Origin of the sequence: Haloarcula marina (assembly GCF_024218775.1) — an archaeon.
GTDB lineage: Archaea > Halobacteriota > Halobacteria > Halobacteriales > Haloarculaceae > Haloarcula > Haloarcula marina.
In genome coordinates, this window is the sequence record NZ_CP100404.1 from 1,234,442 (window position 1) to 1,255,405 (window position 20,964).

Annotated in this window: 22 protein-coding genes; 8 read left to right on the plus strand and 14 right to left on the minus strand. The window is 66.5% G+C overall.

Features of this window, described 5'->3' with window-relative positions:
- The first annotated feature begins 17 nt into the window (after positions 1 to 17).
- Positions 18 to 1,142: a DUF373 family protein gene (locus tag NJQ44_RS06440; protein WP_254273858.1), complete on the plus strand. Its 1,125-nt coding sequence runs from the start codon at positions 18 to 20 to the stop codon at positions 1,140 to 1,142.
- A 35-nt stretch (positions 1,143 to 1,177) separates the two neighbouring features.
- Positions 1,178 to 1,909: a diphthine--ammonia ligase gene (locus tag NJQ44_RS06445; protein WP_254273859.1), complete on the plus strand. Its 732-nt coding sequence runs from the start codon at positions 1,178 to 1,180 to the stop codon at positions 1,907 to 1,909.
- A gap of 16 nt (positions 1,910 to 1,925) precedes the next feature.
- Here NJQ44_RS06445 and NJQ44_RS06450 read toward each other — a convergent pair whose 3' ends face one another.
- A complete protein-coding gene (locus NJQ44_RS06450) occupies positions 1,926 to 2,894 on the minus strand; it encodes a nucleotidyltransferase family protein (protein ID WP_254273860.1) in 969 nt (322 codons plus the stop codon).
- A gap of 85 nt (positions 2,895 to 2,979) precedes the next feature.
- Between NJQ44_RS06450 and NJQ44_RS06455 the strand changes: the two genes are divergently transcribed.
- Positions 2,980 to 3,699, plus strand: a complete 720-nt coding sequence (locus tag NJQ44_RS06455; protein ID WP_254273861.1) for an NUDIX hydrolase — start codon at positions 2,980 to 2,982, stop codon at positions 3,697 to 3,699.
- A gap of 12 nt (positions 3,700 to 3,711) precedes the next feature.
- Here NJQ44_RS06455 and mce read toward each other — a convergent pair whose 3' ends face one another.
- From mce to NJQ44_RS06470, 3 genes are all read right to left on the minus strand, one after another.
- Positions 3,712 to 4,101 (minus strand): methylmalonyl-CoA epimerase, encoded by a 390-nt coding sequence (mce, locus tag NJQ44_RS06460; protein ID WP_254273862.1) that lies wholly within the window; start codon positions 4,099 to 4,101, stop codon positions 3,712 to 3,714.
- 43 nt (positions 4,102 to 4,144) lie between these two features.
- Positions 4,145 to 4,516, minus strand: a complete 372-nt coding sequence (locus tag NJQ44_RS06465) for an SHOCT domain-containing protein (RefSeq protein ID WP_254273863.1) — start codon at positions 4,514 to 4,516, stop codon at positions 4,145 to 4,147.
- Between the two features lie 137 nt (positions 4,517 to 4,653).
- Complete coding sequence (locus NJQ44_RS06470) at positions 4,654 to 6,336, minus strand: acyl-CoA mutase large subunit family protein (protein WP_254273864.1); 1,683 nt, start codon at positions 6,334 to 6,336, stop codon at positions 4,654 to 4,656.
- A gap of 167 nt (positions 6,337 to 6,503) precedes the next feature.
- Here NJQ44_RS06470 and NJQ44_RS06475 point away from each other — a divergent pair, with 167 nt between their 5' ends.
- Positions 6,504 to 6,977 (plus strand): FKBP-type peptidyl-prolyl cis-trans isomerase, encoded by a 474-nt coding sequence (locus NJQ44_RS06475; RefSeq protein ID WP_254273865.1) that lies wholly within the window; start codon positions 6,504 to 6,506, stop codon positions 6,975 to 6,977.
- Here NJQ44_RS06475 and NJQ44_RS06480 read toward each other — a convergent pair.
- Positions 6,974 to 7,561 (minus strand): GNAT family N-acetyltransferase, encoded by a 588-nt coding sequence (locus NJQ44_RS06480; protein ID WP_254273866.1) that lies wholly within the window; start codon positions 7,559 to 7,561, stop codon positions 6,974 to 6,976. The genes NJQ44_RS06475 and NJQ44_RS06480 overlap by 4 nt on opposite strands.
- A 136-nt stretch (positions 7,562 to 7,697) precedes the next feature.
- Here NJQ44_RS06480 and NJQ44_RS06485 point away from each other — a divergent pair, with 136 nt between their 5' ends.
- Complete coding sequence (locus tag NJQ44_RS06485; RefSeq protein WP_254273867.1) at positions 7,698 to 9,731, plus strand: AMP-binding protein; 2,034 nt, start codon at positions 7,698 to 7,700, stop codon at positions 9,729 to 9,731.
- A gap of 326 nt (positions 9,732 to 10,057) precedes the next feature.
- Here NJQ44_RS06485 and NJQ44_RS06490 read toward each other — a convergent pair whose 3' ends face one another.
- The 4 genes from NJQ44_RS06490 to NJQ44_RS06505 form a co-directional block, all read right to left on the minus strand.
- A complete protein-coding gene (locus NJQ44_RS06490; protein ID WP_254273868.1) occupies positions 10,058 to 10,909 on the minus strand; it encodes a hypothetical protein in 852 nt (283 codons plus the stop codon).
- A 125-nt stretch (positions 10,910 to 11,034) separates the two neighbouring features.
- A complete protein-coding gene (locus NJQ44_RS06495) occupies positions 11,035 to 12,243 on the minus strand; it encodes an MFS transporter (protein ID WP_254273869.1) in 1,209 nt (402 codons plus the stop codon).
- Positions 12,244 to 12,287: 44 nt separating this feature from the next.
- A complete protein-coding gene (locus NJQ44_RS06500; RefSeq protein WP_254273870.1) occupies positions 12,288 to 12,647 on the minus strand; it encodes a hypothetical protein in 360 nt (119 codons plus the stop codon).
- The gene (locus NJQ44_RS06505; RefSeq protein WP_254273871.1) at positions 12,640 to 15,060 is read right to left on the minus strand and encodes a penicillin acylase family protein; all 2,421 of its coding nucleotides are present in this window, start codon (positions 15,058 to 15,060) and stop codon (positions 12,640 to 12,642) included. Before NJQ44_RS06505 ends, NJQ44_RS06500 begins: the two co-directional genes overlap by 8 nt.
- Before the next feature lie 87 nt (positions 15,061 to 15,147).
- On the opposite strand from NJQ44_RS06505, the gene NJQ44_RS06510 reads away from it, so the two are divergent.
- Positions 15,148 to 15,354, plus strand: coding sequence for a hypothetical protein (locus tag NJQ44_RS06510; RefSeq protein ID WP_254273872.1), 207 nt, complete (start codon positions 15,148 to 15,150; stop codon positions 15,352 to 15,354).
- Between the two features lie 8 nt (positions 15,355 to 15,362).
- On the opposite strand, the gene NJQ44_RS06515 is transcribed toward NJQ44_RS06510, so the two are convergent.
- The 3 genes from NJQ44_RS06515 to NJQ44_RS06525 all read right to left on the minus strand — a co-directional run bounded on the left by NJQ44_RS06515 (position 15,363) and on the right by NJQ44_RS06525 (position 17,641).
- Positions 15,363 to 15,953, minus strand: coding sequence for a PH domain-containing protein (locus NJQ44_RS06515; protein ID WP_254273873.1), 591 nt, complete (start codon positions 15,951 to 15,953; stop codon positions 15,363 to 15,365).
- On the minus strand, positions 15,950 to 16,522 hold the full coding sequence (locus NJQ44_RS06520; protein ID WP_254273874.1) for a PH domain-containing protein: 573 nt from the start codon (positions 16,520 to 16,522) through the stop codon (positions 15,950 to 15,952). Before NJQ44_RS06520 ends, NJQ44_RS06515 begins: the two co-directional genes overlap by 4 nt.
- Positions 16,523 to 16,672: 150 nt before the next feature.
- A complete protein-coding gene (locus NJQ44_RS06525) occupies positions 16,673 to 17,641 on the minus strand; it encodes a phosphoadenosine phosphosulfate reductase family protein (RefSeq protein WP_254273875.1) in 969 nt (322 codons plus the stop codon).
- Between the two features lie 122 nt (positions 17,642 to 17,763).
- Here NJQ44_RS06525 and NJQ44_RS06530 point away from each other — a divergent pair, with 122 nt between their 5' ends.
- Complete coding sequence (locus NJQ44_RS06530) at positions 17,764 to 18,369, plus strand: stage II sporulation protein M (RefSeq protein ID WP_254273876.1); 606 nt, start codon at positions 17,764 to 17,766, stop codon at positions 18,367 to 18,369.
- A 15-nt stretch (positions 18,370 to 18,384) separates the two neighbouring features.
- On the opposite strand, the gene NJQ44_RS06535 is transcribed toward NJQ44_RS06530, so the two are convergent.
- Both NJQ44_RS06535 and NJQ44_RS06540 read right to left on the minus strand, forming a co-directional pair.
- Positions 18,385 to 18,987, minus strand: coding sequence for a DUF7110 family protein (locus tag NJQ44_RS06535; protein WP_254273877.1), 603 nt, complete (start codon positions 18,985 to 18,987; stop codon positions 18,385 to 18,387).
- Positions 18,988 to 19,156: 169 nt separating this feature from the next.
- On the minus strand, positions 19,157 to 19,486 hold the full coding sequence (locus NJQ44_RS06540; protein ID WP_254273878.1) for a 2Fe-2S iron-sulfur cluster-binding protein: 330 nt from the start codon (positions 19,484 to 19,486) through the stop codon (positions 19,157 to 19,159).
- 102 nt (positions 19,487 to 19,588) lie between these two features.
- Between NJQ44_RS06540 and NJQ44_RS06545 the strand changes: the two genes are divergently transcribed.
- A complete protein-coding gene (locus NJQ44_RS06545; protein ID WP_254273879.1) occupies positions 19,589 to 20,962 on the plus strand; it encodes a geranylgeranyl reductase family protein in 1,374 nt (457 codons plus the stop codon).
- The last annotated feature ends 2 nt before the right edge of the window (positions 20,963 to 20,964 follow it).

The following is a 20,964-nucleotide window of genomic DNA, read 5'->3' on the forward strand; positions in this document are numbered from 1 at the left end:
GCCCTCTCTCGGCTACTGTGAGCACGCTGGTGGTGTGCATCGACCGGGACAGCCCGGTGGCGGACGAGTGCCCGGTCGTCGGAAGCGACGCCGTCGAGTCCATGATTACCGAAACGGGCGTCGTCGACCCAGAGGACAGCCGCATCAACTGTCTGCTCGAAGGCCTCCGCGTGGCCGAGGACCTCGAAGCCGACGGCGACGACACCGTCGTCGCGGTGGTCGGCGGCGGCGGCGACGCCGTGGGGGTGGACCGCAGCATCGCCAAACAGACGGACGACCTCGTCGCCGAGTACGACCCCGATTCGGCCGTCGTCGTCGTCGACAGCGCCGAGGACGAGCGACTGGTCCCCATCATCGAGAGCCGCGTCCGCGTCGACGCCGTGGACCGCGTCGTCGTCCGGCAGGCCCGCGACATCGAGTCGACGTACTACCTCCTGAAGCAGTTCCTCGCCGACGAGGAGCTACGGAAGACGGTGTTGGTCCCGCTGGGACTGGCGATGATAGCGTTCCCAATCCTGCTCATCGTCGTCGATAGCACGACCATGGCCGTTGGCGCTATCGCCGCCGCCTTCGGCGTCTTCCTCATCTACAAGGGGATGGGTATCGACACCTACCTCTCGCGGCTTCCGGGGCAGATTCGGGAGGCGCTGTACTCCGGGCAGGTGTCGCTCGTCACCTACGTCGTCGCGGGTGGCCTCTCCGTCGTCGGTCTCTTCGCTGGCGCGCTGGAACTCTCTCAGACTGCATCGAGCGGCCCGTTCATTCTCGCGAACCGCTTCCTGTTCGAGAGCGTGCCGTGGCTGACGGCGGCGGCGCTCGCGGCCTCGCTGGGCCGACTGCTCGACGAACTCCTCCAGCGCGAAGGGGTCCGGAGCGCGTACGTCAATCTCCCCTTCGGGGCCGTCGCCGTCGGCCTAGTCGTCCGCGGCTTCTCGGCGTACTTCCTCGAACGGGCGGGCGTGTTCGACCGCTTCCGCGTCCCGTCGATGGACTTCGGCATCATCGAAGTCACCGAGTTCTCGATGGACGCCGGGACCCGTCTCGCGCTGTTCATCCTCGCGGGCATCCTCATCAGCCTCGTCGGCGTCCGCGTCGCCGCCTACGTCAGTCAGTCGGACATCGAGCAGGAACTGGCCGAATAGACAGCGATTTACGCCGCGGCGGGCTACCGACCCGCATGACAGACGGCGCGTGGATTTCGCTGTTCTCCGGCGGGAAGGACTCTTCGTGGGCGCTGTACCGAGCGCTCGAACGCGGCTATCCGGTCGAGCGACTGGTGACGGTCCACCCCGAGGGCGATTCGTACATGTACCACGTTCCGGCGACGCGGTTGGCCTCGCTGGCCGCCGAGAGCATCGGCATCCCCCTCGTGGAGGTCGAACCCGACGACTTCGAGGCTGACGACGCCGTCGACTCGGGCCAGCAGGGCGACGAGGAACTCGAACCGCTGGAAGCGGCCCTGCGCGAACTCGACGCCGAACTCCCCGACGGCATCGCCGGGGTCACCGCCGGGGCCGTCGAGAGCGAGTACCAGACCACCCGCATCGAGGCGATGGCCGAGCGACTCGAAGCGAACGTGTTCGCGCCGCTGTGGCAGGAAAATCCGCGCGACCTCGCAGACGCGATGCTGGACGCGGGATTCGAAATCCGCATCATCCGCGTCGCCGCCTACGGCTTGGACGAGTCGTGGCTTGGCCGCCGCCTCGACGCCGACGCGCTGGACGAACTCGAAGCCCTGAACGAGGAGTACGGCGTCCACATCCTCGGCGAAGGCGGGGAGTTCGAGACGCTGGTGACTGACGGGCCGCACATGGACCGACGCATCGAGTTGGAGTACGAGACGGAGTGGGACGGGTCGCGAGGCACTATCGTCGTCGAGGATGCGTGGCTGGCCGAGGACGAACCGTAGAAGTAGAAGTCGGACCTCAGTTCCCGTTCGTCAACTGCGTGTGCGCGCCGATGAGCGCGCCCGAGAGGTCCAGACTCTCGATGTGCGTGTCTTTGTCGATGATGGAGTTGCGGATGTCGGCGTCGATGATGGTCGCATTCGGGAACACGACGGTGTTGTCGAGGCTGGAGTTGACGACTTCCGCGCCGTCGAGGACGTGGACGTTCTCGCCCAGCGTGGTGTTCTCGACGCTGGCGCTCTCGGCGACGACGTTCTCCCCGCCGAGTTCCCACGCGACGGCTTCGAGGTAGCTCTGGGGCGTGCCGATGTCGTACCACGCGCCGTCGAACGTAAAGGAACGGACGGGGCCGTTCTCGACAAGCCACTGGATGAACCAGCCGGGTTCGTCGGGATTGTTTCCGCCCGAGAGGTACTCGTCGAACCGGATGGCGTCGGCCGGGAAAGCGTAGCAGGCGATGGAGACGAGCGTGCTCTTGGGGTTGTCGGGTTTCTCCTGAAAGTCGACGACTTCGTCGCCCTCCGTCTCGATGAGGCCGTAGGACTTCGCTTTCTCCAGCGACCCCACGTCGTAGGCCGCCAGCGTCGGGTCGTCGTAGGAGTCGAAGTGGTCGATGAACTCGTCGATGCCGAAGTCCATGAGGTTGTCACCGGCGACGACCAGTAGGTCCTCGTCGCCGAGTCCCTCGCGGTCGACGAGTTGGGCCAACGCACCCACGACGCCGAACTTCTCGGCTTCCTCGTTGGTCTCCTCGACGGTCAGCGAGACTTTGTCGTACGAACTCTCGGCGAAGTGCTCGTTGAAGTCGTCGGCGAATCGCTCGTTCGTGCTGACGTAGACGTCGGAGATACGGTCCTCGGCTTCGAGTTCGCCGAGGATGCGGTCGATGACGGTGGACTCACCGACCGGGAGAAGCATCTTGGGCCGGTTCTTCGTGACCGGCCAAAGCCGGGTCGCGTACCCGCCCGCGAGGACTATCGCATCCATATCCGTGGCGACACCGGGAACCGATAAGTTCCTTTTCATCTGGTAGCACCGGTCCATTTATCGGCGTCGACGGGTACACCCAGATATGACAGGGGACGACGGCACGCAGGACGGGGTCGCGGGGGAATCATCGGACGACGACGCCGAAGAGGTGGAGAACGTCATCGACCAGATAAACGAACTCAACGTCGAGCAGAAACTCGACGATTTGGGGGCGGGGTTCGACGAGGTGCCGGTCCGCGAGGAGACGTTCGAACTGTCCCCGGCCGACTACGCCGAGGTGTTCACCGCGACGAACAGCACGGGCTACGACGGCAACAGCGTCGTCTTCGTCACCCGCGACGGGGAGACGCTCCCGGACCTGAGTTCGAACATCCCCGAACAGGCGGCGGGCGACACCCGCGACCGGGTGCTGATGGTCTTGGGCCGCGGCGCTGACCTCTGGGCGCTCCCCGGCGGCGGCGAGAAACAGGAGTACGAGTCGATGCAGGGGACGACGCTCCGCCGCGTCAACGAGCAGACGGGCATCCGCTGTACCATCGACGGCGTCGACGAGGTGGTCCACCGCAAGTACTACCCCGACACCGACGCGGAGGGGTCGGTCCACACCATCGACGTGTACTTCACCGCGGAGTACGCGAACGGGTCGCTGGACGTCGAGGAGTCCGAACTTGTCGGGGCGGCGTGGTTCGCGGAACCGCCCGAACGGATGACCGACGGGGCGCGACGCCTCTGGGAGAACTTCCTCGACGCACGCGACCGGGTCGACGAACTGCCCGACGAGGGCGGCGCGGACGGCGAATAGCCCGACCGAAACTCAGTGCTGGACGAACTCGAGTAAGACGCCGCCGGTCGATTTCGGGTGGCAGAACGCCACTTCGTGCCCCCACGCACCGGGTCGGGGGTCCTCGTCGATGAGTTCTATCCCGGCCTCGCGGGCGGCGTCGAGGGCGGCCGCGATGTCGTCGGTGGCGAGGGCGACGTGGTGGAGGCCAGGCCCGTTCCGCTCCAGATAGCGGGGAATCGCGCCCTCGGCGTCCGGTGTCGGTTCCAACAGTTCGAAGTAGCCGTTGCCGAGGTCCAGAAACGTCACGTCCAGACCGTCGAACGTCTCGCGGTGGGCGACCGGTGCGTCGAACGCCGCTTCGTACAGCGCGGCGAGTGCGTCGGCGTCGTCGGTGGCGACGCCAGCGTGGTCGAACTGCATATCCCGCAGTTCGACGGCCGGGCGTATAGTTCCGCCCGACGAATCACTCCTCGCGCAACCGTTCGCGGCGGCGCTCGTACTCCTCCTCGCTCAAATCGCCGCGGGCGTAGGCTTTCCGCAGTTCCTCGACGGCCGTGTCCGGCCCCTTGTCGTCGCCGGTCACCGCTCGGAAGAGGAGGTACACGAGGCCGACGACGGCCGCGAGGACGAGTACTCGGACGATGAGACCGACGACCCACACCCAGGTCGGGGCCGTCCCACCTGTGCCCCACATTCCGCCGCCTCCCCACATTCCGCCGCCCCACACCCCGCCGCCCATCATCCCGAATCCGCCCAGGAGCGGGAGGACGAACAGGACAGCGAGGACGAGGACGACGAGTGCAATGATTCGTGAGTCGGGGAGCGTGCTACTCACGGACTGTCACTCCTGTCGTGTTGGTGGGGAATCATATCTGCCCGTACACGGTCCTCGTTCAATGCTGTTCCCGTTTGGAATCGAATGCCACCAGCCGAAAGAATCCGGGTGTCGAAAGCGCGTCGTATCGGTGGTCCCTACATCGAACTGCCGGGCTGGTACTCCCCGAACACGTCGCGCAGCACGTCGCAGATTTCCCCGGTCGTCGCGTACGTTTTCACCGCGTCGACGATGTACGGCATGAGGTTCTCGTCGCTCTCGGCGGCCGCCCTGAGCGCATCGAGCGCGTCCTCGACGGCGTCGTCGTCGCGTTCCTGCCGAATGGCGGCGACGCGTTCGTGCTGGGCCTGCTCGACGGCCTCGTCCACCTCCTCGATGTCCTGTTCGCCCTCCTCCTCGACGGTGTACTCGTTGACGCCGACGATGACGCGCTCGCCCGCCTCCTGTTCGCGCTGGCGCTCGAAGGCCACGTCCTGAATCTGGCGCTGGACCCACTGGTCCTCGATGGCTCGCCGCATCCCGCCTCGCTCGTCGACTTCTTCGATGAGTTCGCGGGCGTCGGCCTCCAGTTCGTCGGTCAGGGACTCGACGTAGTAGCTCCCGGCGAGGGGGTCGACGGTGTCGGCCGCGCCGGACTCGTGGGCGAGAATCTGTTGGGTTCGGAGAGCGGTCCGCACCGACTTTTCGGTGGGGAGGCCGATGGCCTCGTCTTTCCCGTTCGTGTGGAGGCTCTGCGTGCCGCCCAGCACCGCCGCGAGGGCCTGATAGGCGACGCGGACGACGTTGTTCTCTATCTGCTGGGCGGTCAGCGTCGACCCGGCGGTCTGGGTGTGGAACTTCAACTGCTTGGACTTGGGGTTCTCGGCGTCGAAGCGCTCGTCCATTATCGTCGCCCAGAGGCGGCGGGCGGCGCGGAACTTCGCCACCTCCTCCAAGATGTTGTTGTACGAGGCGAAGAAGAACGACAACTGTGGGGCAAAGTCGTCCACGTCGAGTCCGGCGTCGACGGCGGCCTGCACGTACTCGATGCCGTCGCCGAGCGTGAACGCGATTTCCTGCGCCGCGGTCGACCCGGCCTCGCGGATGTGGTACCCCGAGATGGAGATAGTGTTGAAGTTCGGCACCTCCGCCGCGCAGAACTCGAAGATGTCGGTGATGAGCCGCATCGACGGTTCGGGCGGGTAGATGAACGTGTTCCGGGCGATGTACTCTTTGAGCACGTCGTTCTGGATGGTCCCGCGCAACTGCTCGCGGTCGACGCCCTGCTGGTCGCCGACGGCGATGTACATCGCCAGCAGGACCGACGCGGGCGCGTTGATGGTCATCGACGTGGACACCTCGTCGAGCGGGATGCCCTCGAACACCCGCTCCATGTCCCGCAAGGAGTCGATGGCGACGCCGGTCTTGCCGACTTCGCCCGCGGCCATCGCGTCGTCCGAATCGTACCCCATCTGCGTGGGGAGGTCGAACGCCATCGAGAGGCCGGTCTGGCCCTGCTCTAAGAGGTAGTGAAAGCGCTCGTTCGTCTCCTCGGCGGTCCCCATCCCGGCGTACTGACGCATCGTCCAGAGGCGACCCCGATAGCCGGTGGGGTAGACGCCGCGGGTGTACGGTTCTTCGCCGGGGAACCCCAAGTCCTCCTCGTAGTCGAGGTCCGCCACGTCCGCGGGGGTGTACAGTCGGTCTACCTCGTGCCCCTCGGTGTCCGTCGTGAACGTCTCCTCGCGTTCGCCGAAGCGGTCGACGGTCGGCTGGACGGATTCGGCGTCCCACTCGGCTTTCGCCTCGCGGATTTCGTCCAGTTCGTCGGGGTCGAACATGCGGAACACGTCGGACGGGGCGGGCTTAAGCGTTCGCGACGGTCCCACAGTGTCGCCGTCCAGTCCGCGACTCCGGTGACGCCTGCCGGACGCGTGCGACGGCGGATACCGACCCCGCGGTCCGCCGTGTCCCGGGATTTATTTCTCTGCTCACCAGAGAGTCACGTATGCCAATCGAACCCGGTGACGGCGTCACCATCGAGTACGTGGGCCGGTTCGAAGACGGGACCGTCTTCGACACCTCGCGGGCCGAGGTAGCCCGCGACGAAGGACTGCTGGAGGCACAGGGAACCGACCCGACCGACTACGCGCCGCTCTCGTTTACCGTCGGCGCGGGCGACATCATCGAGGGACTGGACGAGGCGCTGGTCGGGATGGAAGCCGGGGAGGAGGCGACGGTGACCGTGCCGCCCGAGAAAGCCTACGGCGACCCCGCCGAAGAGAAAGTTCGGGAGTACGACCCCGAGACGTTCGAGTCGATGGTCGGCAAACCCGCGGAGGTGGGCCTGCACGTCGAGGCCGAGAACGGACTGCACGGCGACGTGACCGCCGTCCGCGGCGACGCTATCGAAGTGGACTTCAACCACGAACTCGCGGGGCGGACGCTGGTGTTCGACGTGGAAGTCGTCGACGTGCGCTAACGGCCGGTGTCGTACTTGTAGGTCGCTTCCTCCGGGTCGATACCGAAGTCCTCGGCGGAGTCTTCGGGTTCCGTCTCGTGGGACTCGTGGGCCGAGGCGTTCTTGAACCGCTCGCGGAACCGCGAGGGAATCCCGAAGTCGTCGTGTTCGAGGCGGAGCGGGACGGCTCCCGGTTGGATGTTCTCCTGCTTCGTCTCCAGTCGCTCACGCAGGGGGTCCGGTAACGCCTCGGTCGAGATGCGCTCGAAGCCGAACTGGGTGAGGTACGTGTCCTCGCTCGTCAGCGAGTACACCACGTCGAACCCCTCGTCGGCGGCGTACTCGACGAGTCGCTCGATGACGTGCGCGCCGACGCCCTGCCCGCGCCACTCCGGGAGGACGCCGATACTCGTCAGTTCGCAGACGGGGTCGCTCTCGTCCGGCTTGTGGATGCGGATGCGACCGAACCCGGCCTTCCGGTTGTCGTGTTCGTCGATGGCGACGACGTAGTCGCGGGAGCGGAAGGCCGTCTCGTCCAGCCCCATCTCCTCGATGCGGTCCAGCAACCAGGCTTCTTCGCGGTTTTTCGCGTCCCGGACGTACATACGTGGAACTTCGCTCGCCGCGGTGAAAAGGGTTTCCGGGGGGTCGACGACACTGCCGTATGCGGCTCTGACGGGGTTCTGCGCCGGAACGTCGGCCCGCGCAACTACTTAGTGCGTTGTCACCGAACCACACGGCATGGCCCCCGATTCACTCGAAGAGCTAGACCACGTCGTCCACGAACCCTCTCGGGAGTCCGTCGAATCGACCAACGTCTGGCAGTTCATGCAGACGTACGACATCGAGGACTACGAGGCCTTGATACGGCGGACGACGACGGACATCGAGGGGATAGAGGAGAGCGGCGTCGACTGGTTCTGGGACGAAGTGGTCGACTACCTCGGTATCGAGTTCTTCGAGGACTACGACGCGGTCAGAGACGACGGCGACGGCCCACAGTTCACCCGCTGGTACCCCGGCGGCGAACTGAACGCCGCCCACAACGTCGTCGACAGACACGCCGCCCGTGACAACGGCGCGCGCAACCACGTGGCGCTCATCTGGGAGGGCGAACCCGGCGACGTGCGGCAACTCACCTACCACGACCTGCACGCCCAGTCCAATCGGGTCGCGAACTACCTCGAATCGGTCGGCGTCGACACCGGCGACACCGTCGGCCTCTACATGCCGATGGTCCCCGAAGTCGCCAGCATCCTCTACGGGTGTCTGAAAGTCGGGGCCATCGCCGTCCCCATCTTCTCGGGGTTCGGCGTCGACGCCACGGCCACCCGCATCGCAGACGCGGAGTGTTCCGTGCTGTTCACCGGCGACGGGTTCTACCGCCGCGGGTCGAAGGTCCACCTCAAGGGGACGGCCGACGAGGCCATCGAGGAAGCCGAGAACCTCGTCGACGGGAGAGAGACGCCCGTCGAACACACCGTCGTCTACGACCGCATCGGCACCGCCGAGGACCCCGTGGACCGACTGACGTGGACGCGGCGCGACGAGTGGTGGACCGAGGCCGTCGAGACACAGAGCGACGAGTACGAGACGAAGTCCCTGCCCAGCGACCAGGAGTCGATGCTGCTGTACTCCTCGGGGACGACGGGGAAACCGAAAGGCATCGTCCACACGCACGCGGGCGCGCTCCTGCAGGCGACCAAGGAGATTTACTTCGGGTTCGACCACAAGCCCGGCGACCGCTTCTTCTGGGTCAGCGACATCGGGTGGATGATGGGGCCGTGGATGCTCTTGGGCAACCACGCGCTGGGCGGCACGGCGTTCATGTACGAGGGCGCGCCCGACCACCCCGACCCCGACCGGTTCTGGGCGATGATAGACCGCCACGACCTGACCGTCTTCGGCGTCTCGCCGACGGCGATTCGAGCGCTCCGAAAGAAGGGCGAGACGTGGCTGGACGGCCACGACCTCTCTTCGCTCCGACTGCTCGGGTCGACGGGCGAACCGTGGGACCCGGAGAGTTGGCAGTGGTTCTACGAGAACGTGGGCGGCGGCGACTGTCCCATCATCAACATCTCGGGCGGCACGGAGATAATGGGCTGTTTCCTGATGCCGATGCCCATCCAGTCGCTGAAACCCTGTACGCTCGGCGGCCCGGGTCTGGGGATGGACATCGACATCGTGAACGAAGCGGGCGAGTCAATCGCCGATACCCACGAACGCGGCTATCTCGTCGCTCGGGACTCCTGCCCGTCGATGACGAAGTCGCTGTGGAGCGGCGACGAGCGGTATCTGGCGGAGTACTGGTCGGCGTGGCCGGACCTCTGGGACCACGGCGACTGGGCGCAGAAGGACGCGGACGGTCTCTGGTTCCTCCACGGCCGGGCCGACGACGCCCTGAACGTCGCGGGCCGGAAGGTCGGCCCCGCGGAAGTCGAGGGCGCGGCGATGGACCACCCCGCGGTGAATCAGGCCGCCGCCGTGGGCGTCCCGGACGACACCACCGGGACGGCCGTCGTCCTCTACGCCGTCCTCGAACCGGGCCACGACCCGACGGACTCGCTCCGGGAGGCCATCAAATCCACCGTCGGCGAGGAACTGGGCAAGCCGTTCCGGCCCCGCGAGGTGCTGTTCGTGGACGCGTTCCCGAAGACCCAGAGCGGAAAGATTCTCCGACGGGCCATCGGCGCGGTGTACCGCGGCGAGGAGTTGGGCGACATGTCCAGCATCGAGAACCCCGAGGCGCTGGAGGCTATCGAAGCGGCGAACTGACGGCGTGGGGGTCACCGATTCGAGTACCGTTCTGAGAGGCCCCTCCGTTGCTGATGGCCTGTTGGGGCGAGCGGATACATCGCGGGCTATCACACACGATGTCCGGACCGGTTGGCACGATTCGTTCTAGTTCGACCTCCACGTCAGGTAACTGCCCGAACGCGCGCCCGATTCTGAATGCGTCTGCGGGAATTTCGTATTCTGCATAGACGACCATACAGCGCTCTACGTGTTCACGAGCCAAAGCTGTAATTCAGAGTGAACGAATTCGCTGGGAGAGCCGACACTGTGTCACACGTTTGGGTTCGGGGCCCCGAATTTCCGGTTCAGACTGCGTCAACGACCGACTCACCACGTGAGTCTTCCCTGTCGTCGGACCGACGACCGTACTCGACGCTCGCGACGACGGCGACGGCCCAGAGAACCGCCAAGCCACCGCCGAGGAAGCCGAGGCTCGACTCGATGGTCGGGAAGACGAGGGAGACGACCCCCAGCGATGCGGCCAGCAGTCCGCTCACCCACGCCGCGATGCGCCAGTCGCGTTCCCGCAGGACCGCGAGGCCGCCCAGCAGAACGACGAGGAACGCCGTGATGCCCATCGCGCCGTAGTGGACGAGCGCCGCGTGTTCGTCCGCCAGCGTGAGTTGCTTGCTCACTTCCAGCGCCGCGTACGCCAGTAACGGCACCGCACCGACGGCGAACACGGCGGCGGCGCGCCGGTCCACGCGCCCGACCCGGTCGAAGCGGAACAGCGACCGCCCGGCGGGGTGGAGGGCGAGGGCGACCACCGCGAGGACCGCCGAGGTCAGAAAGCCCGTGAACAGGAACGAGTCGGCGAGGTAGGCGAAGACGGCGACGGCGCTCACGGCGAGAACCGGCGCGAGGACGGTGTTCACCCGCTCGCTGGGGTGGTACAGCACCAGCGCCAGCGGAACGATGAGTCCCGCCCAGAGCAGCGCCGAGATGGCCATATCGTGGACTTGGTGGATGCCGAACTCGCCGCCCCAACTGAGGAAGAACGCCAACAGGACGGGGCGGGGCGTCATCACGACGTTGAGCGCGATAATCGCGACGGCGACGATGCTAAACGCGGCGAGGCGAACCTTCGCCGCGGTGCCGAGCGCCCCGACGCGCTCGTCTCTTGGTTCCGACGTGTGGACTGATGACGACATGCTCATTCACGTGTTACTGTTAGTTCTGTGATAAGATATAGCTAGCTAGACACACGCTATCACTGGTGCGAGTGGGATTTTCACTCCGTCTATCAACGGTCTGGCAGTCGATGCGGTAACGGGACCGGCGCTCACTCCTCGGAGGCAGAACTCGTCCGTGGGGCCTGTCGCCGCGTCTGTTCGATGCCGACGAGGCCGGGCAGGGCGACTATCGCACACAGGAGTTCCGCGCCGCCAGCGACGACGAACGCCGCGAGGAAGCCCACCTCGCCCGCGACGAACCCGCCGACGAGGATGCCAGCGAGGAAGCCGACGCTCCCGAAGGCGTTGAACCCGGCCATCGCCGTCCCGCGACCCGTCTCACCAGCCAAGTCGGTCACGAGTGCCATCGTGGCCGGGGCCATCAACGCGCCGATGACGCCGACGACGACCATCCCCGCCGCCGCCGTCTCGACGGTCGGGGCGAGGCCGACGCCGACGACGGCGAGGCCGTACAGCGACGACCCGGCGGCGATGGGGAGCGTCCGCCCGATGCTGTCCGAGAGGACGCCGAAGGGGTACTGGAGGAGGGCAAAGGGCGCGAAAAACAGCGCGAGCATCAGCCCCGTCTCCGCGGGCGAGAGTTCGAACGCGTCGCGGAAGTACAGCGTCCCGACGAGCGCGAAGAAGCCAGCCGTCAGGCGGTCGATGAAGCCGAAGGCGTACGGAATCGTCAGGTTCGGCGTCTCTCGGAGGTGGGTGACGGCCGCGCGGAGTCGGCCCTCGTCGTCGGTCGGCGCGCGGTCGGTCACCAGCGTCGCCAAGAGGGCGACGACGAGCAAGAGCGCGCTCGCGACGTACAGCGGAAGCGTCGGCGAGACGCCGTACAGTTGGCCGCCCAGCGGCGCGCCCAGCGCCGTCCCCGACCCGATGGCGATACCGGCCGCGCCCATGTTCTTCCCGTGACCGCCGTCTAAGTCCATCAGCATCGTCATCGACAGCGAGAACGCGGCGATGGTCGCCGCGCCCTGTAGCGCGCGGACGAGCAGGACCGTCCCGAACGACACGTCGACGGCCACCGGAAGCCACGCCAGCGCGGCGTAGAGGACGGCCCCGGCCACACCGCCAGCGACGATGTACGGCACGCGGCGACCGGTCGCGTCGCTCACCGCGCCCCAAACGCCCGCGAAGGCGACGAAGGCGGCGAACTCGGCGGCGAGAAACCACATGCTCGCGTCGAGGTCCGTCTCGGCCCCCAGCGCTCGGACGAGCGTGTCGACGCCGGGGTACAGCAACACCTGCGCCAGCAGGACGACGAAGACGACGCCCGCGAGGAGGGTTCGCTCTCGGCGCGTGCTCACACCGGACCTAGGGACGACGGCGGAAAATACGTATCGTCTCCCCGTCACTCCGGGGCGTCGGCCACGACCACCCCGCGGACCAGCGCGCCGAGCGGTCCGGCGACCAGCGGCGTCACGACGGCGATAGCGACCACCGGTCCCATCCCGAGCGCGCCGCTCAGGCTCCCCGCGAGCGCCAGTCGACCGAGGAAAACGGCGACGGCGATGACCCCGAACCCGAGGCCGGTGGCGACTGCCGACCGGAGCGAGGGCTGACAGAGACCCACCAGCGCCCCGCCCACGACGAACCCGAACCAGTGCAGCGACCCGAGGCCGAGCCCCAGCAGGGCCGCGCCCAGCGTCGCCGCCCATCGCTGGCGAGGCGAGCGCTGGACCGCCGACAGGGTCGCGGTCGGACTACGCATCGTCGCCTCCCGCTGCGAACCGCACGTCTGGGTCGCCGGTCGTCGTCGCCTCTTGGGGACGGTACTCGCCGTCGGCCCAGTCGCGCAACTGGTTGTCGTAGTGTTCCGAGAACGGACTCCCGGCGTTGCCGCCGGGGATGACCGATTCCGAGGGCTGGCCGTCGAAGCGGGCGAGCAGTCGGTAACTGCTCCCGACGCCGGAGCCTTGGCGGACGTTCTGGACCGTCGCCGGTGACCCGTCCGTCGGGTAGCGCGGATAGTTCAGGAACGACTGGTCGAACGGGTGGTCGATAGCGGTCCGGTTGTAGTCGCCGTACACCTCGTAGCCCGCCTCGTCGACGGCTTCGACGGCGTCGGCCATCGCCACGGCAATCGTTTCGGCCCGCGTCCGCGGACCACCGCCCGGCGGGTCCGCGAACCACCGACTGTCCGGCGGGAGGTGCAACAGCACCCAGTCGTTCGGGTAGAAGCGGTCGTCGAGGCCAGCGGCGTCGAATGCCGGGTCGAACACGCGCGAGCGATAGGCGTCGACGAAGAACGCGAAATAGAGCGCGGCCCGCGAGTCGCGAGTCATCCGATAGTCCCACTCGACCAGTTCGTCGGCGGCCGCGCGGGCCGGCGCGTCCATCTCCGAGCGCGCGTCGAGGATGGTCGGGACGAACAGCGCCGCTCGCTCGTCGGACACGTCGCGCTGGACCCGGCGCAGATACTCGAAGTCTATCGGCTCGTCGCTCGTCGCGCGCTCGTCCAACAGGTCGTAGATTCGCTTGCCTCGCCACGGCGCGCTGTATGCCTCGGCGAGGTAGTGGTCCAGTTGGTCGTCGGCGACGATGCGCTGGTTCGCCGTAGCGACGTAGTCCGGGTCGGCTTCCTGTGGCTTCTCGGCGCTCGGGACGAACGCCGTCCGGTCGGGGACGCCGTACGGTTCGAACCCGGCCCACTCGCCCTCCTTCGCGCTCCCGTCGAAGACGCGGTTTCCGGCGACGGCCTCGCCGTCGGTGAACCGTCGCGGAACCAAGCCGGTCATGTAGTACTGGGTGTTCCCCTCGCGGTCGGCGTAGACGGCGTTCTGCGTCGGGTGGTCGAACTTCTGCAGGGCAGTCATCGCGGACTCGCGGCCGTCGCTGTAGTTCAGTTCGCGGACGGCCGCGGGCGTTCGGTTCGCCTGTAAGCCGACCCACGCGACGCCGACGCGCTGACCGTACCGTTCGAGGACCGGGCCGTGGACGGACTTGCGGACGGTCACCTCGCGGTTCGGCCCGCCGCTGACTTCGATTGTCTCGGTCCGTCGGTCGAACTCGCGCGTCTCGTCGCCGTAGCGGTACGTCTCGCCGTCGGCGTCGTAGCGGTAGAAGTCGATGGAGTCCGCGCCGGCGTTCGTAAATCCCCACGCGCCAGCGTCGTTCTCGCCGATGACGACGAACGGGACGCCGGGGAAGGCGACGCCGCCGACGGCCAACTCGGGTGCGCGCAGATGCTGTCTGTACCATAGCGGCGGGGCCAGCAGCGAGAGGTGCGGGTCGTTCGCCAACAGCGGGTCCCCGGTGTCGGTGTACTCACCGGAGACGACCCAACTGTTCGACCCGACCCCGTCGGGCGACTCGAACGCCGACGCCCAGCGCGCGAACGCGAGGTCGACCGCGCGCGACTCCTCGGTCTCGTCCCTCATCGCCGTCTTCTGCGCCTCTGTGGGTGTCTCCTGTCCCTGCGACCCGAAGGAAGCCGACGGGCGGAGTATGGGAAAGTCGTGGTCTAACCGCTCGGGATACAGTTCGGCCGCCGCGCCGGCGTCCAGTGCCTCGGCGAGCGCTGCGTTCCGCAACGTCCGGAAACTACCCGTCAAGCCCCAGCCGATTTGCTTCTGGACGAGCAGGGTATCGACCGGCGACCACTCGCTGGGTTCGTAATCGAGCAGTTGGAACTCCGCGGCGAGCGTCCCGTCGCCCGTCGCATCCCGGACCCCGTCGGCGAACGCCGACAGCGCTGCACCCGTCTCGGTGTCCGAGAGTGCACTCCAGTTGGCCTCGGCGGCGGCCGTGAAGTCCATCTGTCGGTGAAAGCGGTCCGACTCGACCCCCTGTTCGCCGACGGCGGCGGCGAGTTCGCCGCGCATCCGCCGGACGAACAGGTCCATCTGGAAGCGTCGGTCCGTCGCCTGCGTGTAGCCGACGGCGTAGGCGAGGGCGGCATCCGACTCGCCCTCGACGGTCGGCACTCGGTCGTCGTCGTAGCGCACCGTCGCCGACCCGTGGGGACTCTCGACCGTCGACGGCGAACCACTCGCGGCGGCGTCCCAGTAATCGCCCGACAACGGGGCAAAGCGGTCGAGATAGCCCGATGCTGGCGAGAGAAAGGCCGCGCCCACGCTACCCGAGAGGACGGCCGCGAGAACGGCCCTGCGACTGCGGTCCATACTCCACGGGTGGTTCGAGCAACTGTAAACGTTTGGTCGGTTTTCAGACCGCTACGCCCAAGTGTCGCGGACTCGCTCTCCCGGTCGATGCCGACAGACATCACGACGCGCGTCGTCGAGACGATTCGTGACGTGACGGGCGACGACGGCTGGTGCTCGCGCGCGCAGGTCGACTCGTTGATGGGGGCGACGACCATCGACAAGCGAGAGGTCGACCGGGCGCTGAAACGCGCCGTCGCCGAAGGCCGTCTGGAGAAAGACGGCGAGCAGTACCGGCCGACCGACGAGGCGTGACGTGACCGCTACTCGAAGCCCGCGCGAATCGCCCGGACTTCGGCAAGCACGGCCCGCCACTGGTCGGTGGCTCCGGGGATGTCGTCGCTCTGGTCTTCGTCTCGGAGTCGCGTCGCCCGGTCGGCGATTCGCTGTTGAATCGCGCCGGGGTCGTCCATCGCTTGCAGCGTGAGTTCGGCCCCCTCGCTCCCGGCGGTGTCGACGGTGACGGTTCCGTGGCCGAAGACGGTCCCGAGGACGCCCTGCCGGTAGGACGTGTTCTGCACCTTCGCCAGCGGCAGTTCCGTGACCGTCACCGAGAGGACGCCGGTGCGGTGGTAGAGCGCCCGCGCGGTCAGGGCGTAGTGTGTCGTCCGTCGCCAGAGCCACACCGCCGCCGTCGGCACGGCGAACGCGAGGCCCGCCAGCGGCGCGGTGACCGCCAGCCGAAGACCGACGGTCACGCCCGCACCTGCGAGCGCGACCCAGACGAGGGCGGTGAGGACGACCGCCGCGACGACTCCCGCGGCGACGCCCTGAAACACGACGCGTCGCCGTGGCTGGCCCTGCCAGACGATTTCCTCACCGTCGTCAAGTGTGACCCACTCGGGAGCGGTCATCCGTCTCGCTCGCCGGGGTCGGCGTCAGTGACGGATTCGCGGGCCGCCGCCCCGTTGTCCATCGACTGTCTGATGGCTCGCAGTTCGAGTAGAATCTCGTCGAGCACGTCCTCTTTCGTCGACTCGTCCGTCTCGCCGTCGGCGTCGCCCTGCGCGCGCTTGACGCGACGGGACAGTTGCTTCTGGACTGCCTGCGGGTCCGTGACGCCGTCGAGAATCATCTCGACGCCGGAGCCACCGGCGGTGCTAATCATCACGTCGCCGTAGCCGAAGTACCGGCCCACCGGCCCGACCGAAAACGAGGTATTCTGGACCTTCTCGAACTCGATTTCGGTGACGGCGCGGCTGAAGATGCCGGTCTTCTTGTAGACGCCCTTGGTCGTGATGACGTAGTCCGTGTTCTGCTGTCGGAGGTACGCCGCGGCGATGACGACCAGTCCGAGGCCCAGCAGGAGAATCATCGGAACGCCGACCAGATACGCGCCGTACAGCGACTGACTGGAGGGCTGGCCCGCCCAGACGATTTCCTCGTCGTCGTCCAACGTGAGCCAGTCGTACTCGCTACTCATACCGCCCGGTGCGCGGTCGGCGGAAAAAAGCGTACCGTCGAGCGGAGAACGAGCGGACAGCCGAAACCGATGCCGCACCGAACTCGCGGTGTCACCACGAGTTCGGCCTTTCGGGTCCAGATTTTTGACCCGGGTGAAAAAGACGGGGTTCTACATGTAGCCGAGGTCGCGCAGGCGCTCCATCAGGTCCTCCTTGTCCTGGGCGCGGCCTGCGCGCTCGGTCGTGTTCTCCATGTCCTGTAGCCACGCCGGTTCCTCGGCGGACTTGTCGGTCGAGATTTCGCTTCCGAGCGAGCGGAACCCGGCGAAGTACTTCGGCGAGACGGGCACGTCCTCCTTCTCGATGCCCTCGGGGAGGTCGTCCTGTCCCTGCGGGACGTAGCCCTCTTCGGGGTAGCCCTCGACGGTGTCCGGCACGACGAAGTTCCAGAAGGTCTCCCACACGTCGGCCTCGGCGAACTGGAGGATGGTCTGGATACGGTCGTGGGGCGGGTAGATGTCGGGGTCGTGACGCGGCGAGAAGAACGTCTCGTCGGCGCGGGACTCCTGTTCGTCCCAGCGGATACCCGAGATGATGCCGTCGACATCGTGCTCCTCGATGGTGTCGTTGAGCGCGACGGTTTTCAGGAGGTGGTTGCCGACGTAGGTGTCCAGCAGGAAGGGGAAGGTATCCTCCTCGTATTCGAGGATGTTGCGGACGTGGTGCTGGTTGTGTTCGGAGAGGGCGTCGATGGGGATGTCGTCGCCCGGTTCGAGGCCGTGTTCGTCGACGTAGTTACCCACGTCCTCGTTGCGCGCCCAGATGACGTCCAGGTCCCACTCGTCGGCCCAGTGCTCGACGAACTCGATGAGTTCGTCGAAGTGCTGGTAGTGGTCGATGAAGACGACCGGCGGGACTTCCAGGTCGAAGCGCTCGGCGACTTCCTTGACGAAGTACAGCGTCAGCGTCGAGTCCTTGCCGCCGGTCCACATGACGACGGGGTTCTCGTACTGTTCGAGGCCGGTCTTCGTGACCTCGATGGCCTTCTCGATTTTGTGGTTGGCCGTCGGGTACTCCTCGGGTGCTTCGCCTTCGCCGTCGGTGTAGTCGACGTCGAGGTAGTCGGGGAAGTCGGACATCGTGTAATGAGATATAATTAGCCGGTTGTAAGTGCTTTTTGGAATTCCAGCAAGTGTGCGGGTCGGTACCACTCGCTCCGACGCCGCCTTTTTTCACGCCGAGACGCGTCGAGACGGGTAGTATGTCCGCCCGCAGTACGGCGGCCGGGGTGTTCCGCCGCTGGATTGCCCTCTACGTCCCCGTCGCAGCACTCGTCCTCGGTGCGAGTGCGCTCGCCGGGTTCGCTTTGGGGAGCGCCGTCCCGCTGGAGTCGTTCCCGACAGCGCCCGCGAGCGAGTCGGACGCCTTCTTTCCGATGGAACTGACCACCACCGCTATCGCCGCTAACAACCTCGTTGCGATGCTCGTCATGCTGTTAGGTGCCGTCTCGGTGGGTATCGTCACCGTCTTCGGCCTCGTGTTGAACGGCCTCGTCATCGGCGCCGTCGTCGGCCTCGCGGTCCAACAAGTCGACCCGCTGGTGGTCGCGGCCCTCCTCGTCCCGCACGGCATTATCGAGATTCCGGCGTTGCTCGTCGTCGCCGCCATCGGTCTCCGCTTCGGTCGTCTCACCGTTCGCTATCTTCGGGGCCTCGAAGACGAACTGCTCACCGAACGGGACCTGCGCGAAGCGGGATGGCTGGTCGCCATCGCCGCGGTGATGATTCTGGTCGCCGCGTATATCGAGGCGACGGTCACGCTCGAAATCGCCGAGCGCGTCGCTGGTCGGGAACTGGTTGGTCGATAGAACCGCGCGGCCGGATTAGCTGATGAACTCGTTGTCCCGCCAGTTGACGCCGTCTTCCTCGTCCTCGTCGGTGGGGTCTTCGACGACGTTGATGGAGGCGGGTCGCTCCTCGCCGTCGACGATGCGGACGGCTTCGAGTTGCTCGTCGACGGACGCGATAGCGGTCAGTGTCCCCTTCTCGGCGACTTTCGCGACCTCACAGAGGACCTCGAACATCGCGTACTGGAGCGCGGTGTTCTGGAGGACCGTCTCGCGGTCGCCCTTGAAGCAGGCGTACTCGACGAGTTCCGACTCGATTTCCTCCTCTTCCTCTTCGAGTGCGCCCCACTGCGGACCGCCGCCAGAGGACCCAGTGCTCGCCGCGCCGGGCGGCCCCATCTCGTCGGGGTCTTCCTCGTAGACGCGGTTCTCGGTGACGCTGGCTTTCAGTTGGGCCGTCGGCGTGTACTTGCTCATGCTGTCGTCTTTCGCGACGGCACTCACGATGAGCGTGTTGTTGCGACGGGTAATTTCTACGTCAGCGATTTCCGGTGGAAGGTCGGGGTCTTCGAAAAAGTCGTATGCATCTTCCAGTGGCAATTCGAGTGTCGAATGAAGTCTGTATACGCGGCTAGTCATGGTTGGGAGCGTGTGTCAATCGTCCAAGGCCGTCCGCTGACGCTGATGTCATCCCTACATAGGACCCACGTGCTTATATGACCTGCCCTTCATTCTGACTGTGATGAATGAATGTGATTGTCATTCACTCACACGGCACATGGTGACGTTGTCCACTGTTTGAGGCGGGTCAGTCGTCGGCCGCGGCGGCGTCGCCGTCGGCGACGGCGTCGGCCTCGATGCTCGGCGGATACTTCCCTCGGTCGAGGCGGAGGTCCGAGGCCGGACGCGCCATGCAGGTCAGCGCGTACTTCTCGCGTTCCGCGTCGGTCAGGCCGCGCGCGGCCGGTTGGACCACGTCGCCCTCGACGATTTCGGCGGAGCAGGCGAGACACATCCCCACGCGACAGGAGTACTCCTGCGCGATGCCTTCCTCGATGCAGCGAGAGAGAATCGTCTGCTTGTCGGAGACCGTAATCTCCTCGCCGGTCCCGACGAACTCGACGGTGTAGTCGGTCATACCCCCGCGTTCGGAACCCCCCGGCAAAACTCTTTATTCCCGGCGCTATCCCGGAATCCGACAGTCGGAACGATTTTCTCTCTGGGGTTAGGACGAGCGTGCATGACCACACACGAGTACGACGTTGCCGTCGTGGGCGCGGGAACGTCGGGCTGTTACGCCGCCGCGACGCTCGCCGACGCGGGCTACGACGTCGTCGTCGTCGAACGAAAGGACGCCGAGGAGGCGGGCCACATCGCCTGCGGGGACGCCCTGAAAGGTGCGAGCGACTTCCCCGAAGCGATTCCGAAGTCCCAACTCGAATCCGCGTTCACGAACACGGACGTCGACCACGGCCGCTTCGAGATTCCCCAAGAGGACACCGTGCTGGAGATTCCGGTGCCCGGAGAACTCGCCGTCATCGACCGCTGGGAGTACGGTCGCTGTCTCATCGACGGGGCGGACTCGGCGGGCGCGACGTTCCACTACGACACCGTCGTCCAAGACGTGTCGCAGGACGAGTCGGGCGAAGTCACGGGCCTCTCGGCCATCCGGAAGGGCGACCACGTCACCTACGAGGCGGAGATGGTCATCGACGCCGCGGGGTCGCTCTCGCTGTTGCAGGACAAAGTCGACTTCGAGGACGCCACCTTCGATACGAACGTCCGCTACTCGCAGTTCTGTTCGGCCTACCGGGAAATCGTCGAAGTCGAGGAACCGGTCGAGTGGGACGACGCCCTCGTGTTCAAGCCCACCGAGCGCTCTGCGGGCTACCTCTGGTACTTCCCGCGCACGGAGACGGAGATAAACGTCGGCCTCGGCTTCCAGATGAACGAGGAACCGATGGAACTCGTCGAGGACCTGCGAGCGGACCTCCAAGACCGCGAGGAGTTCGACGGCGCCGAAGTGACGGACAAACTCGGCGCGGCCCTCCCCACTCGCCGACCCTACGACTCCGCCGTCGCCCCCGGCTACATGGCCGTCGGCGACGCGGCGGGCCACGTCAACCCCACCACCGGCGGCGGTATCGCCGGGGCGGCCTACGCGGGCAAGTACGCCGCCGAGCAGGCCATCGAGGCAATCGAGGACGGCCGGACCGACGACGAGAGCGCGCTCTGGGAGTACAACGTCAACGTGATGGACCACTTCGGCGCGCGCTACGCCGCGCTTGACGTGTACAACATCTTCACGACGGCCTACGACGTGGACGACCTGATGGCGCTGCTGGCCGCGCTGCCGGGCGAGAAACTCGCCGAGGCGCTGTACGGCGGGTCCACGAGTATCGGCCTCGCCCTCAAAGCGAAGATGGCGGTAAAGAGCTTCGGCCACTGGGGCACCATCTACGACCTCTACCAGACGAAGAATCTCGCCGACCGACTGCTGGACCACTACGAGTCCTATCCGAGCGACCCCAGCGGATTCGACGCGTGGCAGCGCGAACGGGACGCCATCATGGACGACATCTACGAACTCACCGGCGCAGAGCCGAAGTACTGAGG